General features: G+C 71.1%; 7 protein-coding genes. All 7 read left to right on the plus strand.

Features of this window, described 5'->3' with window-relative positions; all coding sequences use genetic code 11:
- On the plus strand, window positions 1–132 hold the full coding sequence (locus IEZ19_RS53735) for a DUF6380 family protein (protein ID WP_373297092.1): 132 nt from the start codon (window positions 1–3) through the stop codon (window positions 130–132).
- Window positions 129–1,556: a hydroxysqualene dehydroxylase HpnE gene (hpnE, locus tag IEZ19_RS33090; RefSeq protein WP_189314998.1), complete on the plus strand. Its 1,428-nt coding sequence runs from the start codon at window positions 129–131 to the stop codon at window positions 1,554–1,556. Before IEZ19_RS53735 ends, hpnE begins: the two co-directional genes overlap by 4 nt.
- Before the next feature lie 68 nt (window positions 1,557–1,624).
- Window positions 1,625–2,689 (plus strand): polyprenyl synthetase family protein, encoded by a 1,065-nt coding sequence (locus IEZ19_RS33095; RefSeq protein ID WP_189315006.1) that lies wholly within the window; start codon window positions 1,625–1,627, stop codon window positions 2,687–2,689.
- Between the two features lie 116 nt (window positions 2,690–2,805).
- Window positions 2,806–4,815: a squalene--hopene cyclase gene (shc, locus tag IEZ19_RS33100; RefSeq protein ID WP_189314999.1), complete on the plus strand. Its 2,010-nt coding sequence runs from the start codon at window positions 2,806–2,808 to the stop codon at window positions 4,813–4,815.
- Window positions 4,815–5,456: a phosphorylase family protein gene (locus IEZ19_RS33105; RefSeq protein ID WP_189315000.1), complete on the plus strand. Its 642-nt coding sequence runs from the start codon at window positions 4,815–4,817 to the stop codon at window positions 5,454–5,456. The genes shc and IEZ19_RS33105 overlap by 1 nt, the downstream gene beginning before the upstream one ends.
- A gap of 5 nt (window positions 5,457–5,461) precedes the next feature.
- Window positions 5,462–6,484: an adenosyl-hopene transferase HpnH gene (gene hpnH, locus IEZ19_RS33110; RefSeq protein WP_189315001.1), complete on the plus strand. Its 1,023-nt coding sequence runs from the start codon at window positions 5,462–5,464 to the stop codon at window positions 6,482–6,484.
- 4 nt (window positions 6,485–6,488) lie between these two features.
- A partial coding sequence (locus IEZ19_RS33115; protein ID WP_373297093.1) for a flavodoxin-dependent (E)-4-hydroxy-3-methylbut-2-enyl-diphosphate synthase occupies window positions 6,489–6,653 on the plus strand: 165 nt, incomplete at its 3' end.

Genomic DNA, 6,653 nt, shown 5'->3' on the forward strand with positions numbered 1-6,653 from the left:
ATGGGCCCAGGCGACCCCGCCGGCGACAGGCGGGACGCAACCCTCCGCTCCGCAGGGGCGTCCCTGACTGCGACGGCCCGCCGTGCACCGTTCGACGGGTACGGCCGGCGCGCACGGGAGGGTGCACGATGACCGACGGCACGCGGCCCGAGCAGCCGCAGCCCCACACACCGGGACACACCGGGCGCTCCGCCGTCGTGGTCGGTGGCGGGCTCGCGGGCATCACCGCGGCGCTCGCGCTCGCCGACGCCGGCGTACACGTCACCCTGCTCGAGGGCAGGCCGAGACTGGGCGGTCTCGCCTTCTCCTTCCAGCGCGGCGAACTGACCGTCGACAACGGCCAGCACGTGTACCTGCGTTGCTGCACCGCCTACCGCTGGTTCCTCGACCGCATCGAGGGCACGGCGCTGGCACCGCTGCAGGACCGTCTCGACGTGCCCGTCCTCGACGTCGCCAAACCCGAGGGACGGCGGCTCGGCAGGCTGCGGCGCGACCCGCTTCCCGTACCCCTCCACCTGGGCCGGAGCCTGGCCACCTATCCGCACCTCTCGCTCGCCGAGCGTGCCGCGGTCGGGCGTGCCGCGCTCGCGCTCCAGGGGCTCGACCTCGCCGATCCGACCTTGGACTCCCAGGACTTCGGCAGCTGGCTGGCCGCGCACGGCCAGTCGGCGCGTGCCGTCGAAGCCCTGTGGGACCTGGTCGGGGTCGCCACCCTCAACGCGGTCGCGGGCGACGCCTCGCTGGGGCTCGCCGCGATGGTGTTCAAGACCGGTCTGCTGTCCGACCGGGGCGCGGCCGACATCGGCTGGGCGCGCGTCCCGCTCGGGGAACTGCATGACCGGCTGGCCCGCAAGGCGCTCGACTCCGCGGGCGTCCGTACCGAGGTCCGTACACGCGTCACCTCCGTCTCTATGAACGGGAACGGACGCTGGAGCGTTCAGGTTCCCGGCGAGACACTCGAATCCGACGCGGTCGTCCTCGCCGTACCCCAGCGCGAGACGCACGACCTGCTGCCGGACGGCGCCCTGGACGCCCCCGACCAGCTGCTGGGCATCGGCACCGCGCCGATCCTCAACGTCCATGTCGTCTACGACCGCCGGGTGCTCACCAAGCCGTTCTTCGCGGCCCTGGGCACCCCGGTGCAGTGGGTCTTCGACCGCACGGAGGCCTCCGGGCTGACGAGCGGCCAGTACCTGGCAGTGTCCCAGTCGGCCGCGCAGGACGACATCGACACACCGGTCGCCGCGCTGCGCGAGCGCTATCTGCCCGAACTGGAGCGGTTGCTGCCCGCCACACGTGGCGCCGAAGTCAGGGATTTCTTCGTGACCCGGGAGCGCACGGCGACGTTCGCCCCCACCCCAGGCGTCGGGCGGCTGCGGCCCGGCGCTCGCACCAGGACTCCCGGCCTGTACCTGGCCGGAGCGTGGACCGCCACCGGGTGGCCCGCGACCATGGAGAGTGCGGTCCGCAGTGGAGTCAGCGCGGCCGACGCCGCGTTGAACGCTCTGGGCCGGCCCCGCCCCCGTCACCTCTTCGAACTCGAGGAGGCGGCGTGACGCTCGAGCAACAGGTGGCAGGCCCCCGCACCCCCGGTACCGCAACAAGAGGAGAGACTGTGCCCACTGTGCCCCCGGCTGCGACGCCCGCTCGAAGGGCCGCGGTGGACGTGACCGTGCTCCTGGAGCGCGGCCGGACCCTGGCCACACCGGTACTGCGGGCCGCGATCGACCGCCTGGCCGCTCCGATGGACACCGTCGCCGCTTACCACTTCGGCTGGATCGACGCCGCGGGCAATCCCGCCGACGGCGACGGCGGCAAGGCCGTGCGACCCGCCCTCGCCGTGCTCTCCGCCGAGGTCACCGGTGGCGCTCCCGAGACCGGCATCCCCGGTGCGGTCGCCGTCGAGCTGATCCACAACTTCTCGCTGCTGCACGACGACCTGATGGACGGCGACGAACAGCGCCGGCACCGCGACACCGTCTGGAAGGTGCACGGCCCCTCCCAGGCGATCCTGGTCGGCGACGCCCTGTTCGCGCTGGCCAACGAGATCCTGCTGGAGCTCGGCACGGTCGAGGCCGGCCGCGCCACCCGCCGGCTGACCACCGCTACCCGCGCCCTGATCGACGGTCAGGCGCAGGACATCTCCTACGAGCACCGCGACCGCGTCAGCGTCGCCGAGTGCCTGGAGATGGAGGGCAACAAGACCGGCGCCCTGCTGGCCTGCGCCTCCTCCATCGGCGCGGTGCTCGGCGGCGCGAACGACCGCACCGCCGACACACTGGAGAAGTACGGCTACCACCTCGGCCTCTCCTTCCAGGCCGTCGACGACCTCCTCGGCATCTGGGGCGACCCGGAGGCCACCGGCAAGCAGACCTGGAGCGACCTGCGCCAGCGCAAGAAGTCCCTGCCGGTCGTGGCCGCGCTCGCTGCGGGCGGCCCCGCCTCCGAGCGGCTCGGCGAGATGCTCGCCGCCGACGCCAAGAGCAGCGACTTCGAGAACTTCTCCGAGGAGGAGTTCGCGGCCCGCGCCGCCCTCATCGAGGAGGCCGGCGGCCGCGAGTGGACCGCCGAAGAGGCGCGCCGTCAGTACACCATCGCCATCGAAGCCCTCGACGCCATCGACATGCCCGACCAGGTACGGGACCGGTTCACGGCGCTCGCCGACTTCGTCGTCGTACGAAAGAGATGATCACTATCGTTCGCATGACCCTCGCGTAGTCGCCGGCCGGTGTCGAGGGATGACGGACACCGGCCGACGGCGGACCCACAGCAGCACGACTCGCACGACTGCACGAAGGGGAAGCCATGACAGCGACGACCGACGGAAGCACCGGGGCCACCCTGCCGCCCCGCGCTGCCTCGGCCACCCGAACCGACCTCACGATCCCCGCGGCGGCCGGGGTACAAGAAGCCGCCGCACGCGCCGTTCAGCGCGCCACCGACTTCCTGCTCTCGAAGCAGGACGCCGGGGGCTGGTGGAAGGGCGACCTCGAGACGAACGTCACGATGGACGCCGAGGACCTGCTCCTGCGCCAGTTCCTGGGCATCCAGGACGATGTGACGACCCGCGCCGCCGCGCTCTTCATCCGAGGCGAGCAGCGGGAGGACGGCACCTGGGCCACGTTCTACGGCGGCCCCGGTGAACTGTCCACCACCGTCGAGGCGTACGTCGCCCTCCGGCTGGCCGGCGACGAACCCGACGCCCCGCACATGGCGAAGGCCTCCGCGTGGATCCGCGAGCGCGGCGGCATCGCCGCCTCCCGCGTGTTCACCCGGATCTGGCTGGCGCTGTTCGGCTGGTGGAAGTGGGAGGATCTGCCCGAACTCCCGCCGGAGCTCATCTACTTCCCCAAGTGGATGCCGCTCAACATCTACGACTTCGGGTGCTGGGCCCGGCAGACCATCGTGCCGCTGACCATCGTCTCGGCGAAGCGGCCGGTGCGACCCGCGCCGTTCCCGCTCGACGAGCTGCACACCGACCCGGCCAACCCCAATCCGCCGAAGCCGCTGGCGCCCGCGGCGAGTTGGGACGGCGCCTTCCAGCGCCTCGACAAGGCCCTGCACCAGGCCCGCAAGGTCATGCCACGCAGGCTGCGCAAGGCCGCGATGAACTCCGCCGCCCGCTGGATCATCGAGCGACAGGAGAACGACGGCTGCTGGGGCGGCATCCAGCCCCCGGCGGTGTACTCGATCATCGCTCTGTATCTGCTCGGCTACGACCTCGAACACCCCGTGATGCGCGAGGGCCTGGCGTCGCTGGACCGGTTCGCCGTCTGGCGCGAGGACGGGGCCCGGATGATCGAGGCCTGTCAGTCGCCCGTCTGGGACACCTGCCTCGCCGCCATCGCGCTGGCCGACGCGGGCGTGCCCGCCGACCATCCGCAGCTCGTCAAGGCGGCCGACTGGATGCTCGGCGAGGAGATCGTCCGGCCCGGCGACTGGGCCGTACAGCGTCCCGGGCTGCCGCCGGGCGGCTGGGCGTTCGAGTTCCACAACGACAACTACCCCGACATCGACGACACCGCCGAGGTGATCCTCGCGCTGCGCCGCGTGAAGCATCACGACCCGGAGCGGGTGGACCGGGCGATCGGGCGCGGGGTGCGCTGGAACCTCGGGATGCAGTCGAAGAACGGGGCCTGGGGCGCCTTCGACGTCGACAACACCAGCCCGTTCCCCAACAAGCTGCCGTTCTGCGACTTCGGCGAGGTCATCGACCCGCCCTCGGCCGACGTCACCGCGCACGTCGTCGAGATGCTCGCGGCGGAGGGGCTCTCCCACGACCCGCGCACCCGGCGCGGCATCACCTGGCTGCTGGCCGAACAGGAGCAGGACGGCTCGTGGTTCGGGCGCTGGGGCGTCAACTACATCTACGGCACCGGGTCCGTGGTGCCCGCGCTGACCGCCGCCGGCCTGCCCGGCTCGCACCCGGCGATCCGCCGGGCCGTGACCTGGCTGGAGTCCGTGCAGAACGACGACGGCGGCTGGGGCGAGGACCTGCGCTCCTACAAGCACGTCAAGGAATGGAGCGGCCGCGGTGCCTCCACCGCCTCCCAGACCGCGTGGGCGCTGATGGCGCTGCTCGCGGCGGGGGAGAAGGACTCGAAGGCGGTGGAGCGCGGCATCGAGTGGCTGGCCGCCACCCAGCGGGAGGACGGCTCCTGGGACGAGCCGTACTTCACCGGCACCGGCTTCCCCTGGGACTTCTCCATCAACTACCACCTCTACCGGCAGGTCTTCCCGCTGACCGCGCTCGGCCGGTACGTGCACGGCGAACCCTTCGCGAAGAAGCCGCTCGCCGAGGCCGAGGGGAGCTGATGAGCACCCAGCCCGCTCCGGCCCCGCTGCTGATCGCCTGCGCGCTCGGCATCGAGCACCTCGCCCTGCGCGCGGGCCATCGCACGGGCACCGGCGGGCCGGTCTCCGTCCACCGCACCGGCATGGGACCCAAGGCGGCCGAACGTGCCGTCACCCGGCTGCTCGCCGACCCGGCCCTGTCCGGGGCCGCCGTGCTGGCCACCGGGTTCTGCGCGGGACTCGCCCCCGGCATGCACCCCGGCGACCTCGTCGTCGCCGAGGAGACCCGGGACCCGCGCGGCACCGTGCCGTGCGTGGGTACCGAACTGCTGGTCAAGGAACTCGTGCGCACCGTCCCGGGGCGCACCGTCCACACCGGGCCCCTCACCGGGTCCGACCACGTCGTCCGCGGTCACGAACGGTCCGACCTGTTCGCGACCGGCGCGATCGCCGTCGACATGGAGTCGGCCGCCACGCTCCTGAGCGCCGTACGGACGGGCGAGCGCCCGGTTGCGGCCCTACGGGTGGTGGTGGACGCTCCAGAACATGAACTCGTCCGGATCGGCACGCTACGCGGCGGAATATCGGCTTTCCGCGTCCTCAGGTCCGTACTTCCCGTTTTTTATGAATGGCACCGTTCTTTGCTGCTCCCCCGGAGGTGAGCCAGATGGCCATGCCGCTGCGCCAGTCCATCAAGGTCGCAACATACCTGGCTGAACAGAAGATCCGCAGGCGCGACAAGTTCCCGCTCATCGTCGAGCTGGAACCGCTCTTCGCCTGCAACCTCAAGTGCGAGGGCTGCGGCAAGATCCAGCACCCGGCCGGTGTGCTCAAGCAGCGCATGCCGGTCGCCCAGGCCGTGGGGGCGGTGCTCGAATCCGGTGCGCCGATGGTCTCCATCGCCGGCGGCGAGCCCTTGATGCACCCTCAGATCGACGAGATCGTGCGGCAGTTGGTGGCGAAGCGGAAGTTCGTCTTCCTGTGCACCAACGCCATGCTGCTGCGCAAGAAGATGGACAAGTTCACGCCTTCCCCCTACTTCGCCTTCGCCGTGCACATCGACGGGCTGCGCGAGCGGCACGACGAGTCCGTTGCGAAGGAGGGCGTGTTCGACGAGGCCGTGGCGGCCATCAAGGAGGCCAAGCGGCGCGGCTTCCGGGTCACCACCAACTCGACCTTCTTCAACACGGACACCCCGCAGACCATCATCGAGGTGCTCAACTTCCTCAACGACGACCTCCAGGTCGACGAGATGATGATCTCGCCCGCCTACGCCTACGAGAAGGCGCCCGACCAGGAGCACTTCCTGGGCGTGGAGCAGACCCGCGAACTGTTCAAGAAGGCCTTCGGGGGTGGCAACCGGCGCCGCTGGCGGCTCAATCACTCGCCACTGTTCCTCGACTTCCTCGAGGGCAAGGTCGACTTCCCGTGCACCGCGTGGGCGATCCCGAACTACTCCCTCTTCGGCTGGCAGCGCCCCTGCTACCTGATGAGCGACGGCTACGTGCCGACGTACCGCGAACTCATCGAGAAGACCGACTGGGACAAGTACGGCCGCGGCAAGGACCCGCGCTGCGCCAACTGCATGGCGCACTGCGGCTATGAGCCCACCGCCGTCCTCGCCACCATGGGCTCCCTCAAGGAGTCGCTGCGTGCCATGCGCGAGACGGTCTCCGGAAACCGGGAGTGACGTCATGACCGCCATTCCTCTGGGCGTTCCCGAGGTACCGGTCCGGCCGATCGCCGAGCGGCGCGTGTCGCGGCAGATCCACGTCGGGCCGGTGGCGGTCGGGGGCGGGGCGCCGGTGTCGGTCCAGTCGATGACCACGACCCGTACGTCCGACATCGGGGCCACGCTG

It is taken from the genome of Streptomyces brasiliensis (assembly GCF_014647875.1).
Lineage (GTDB): Bacteria > Actinomycetota > Actinomycetes > Streptomycetales > Streptomycetaceae > Streptomyces > Streptomyces brasiliensis.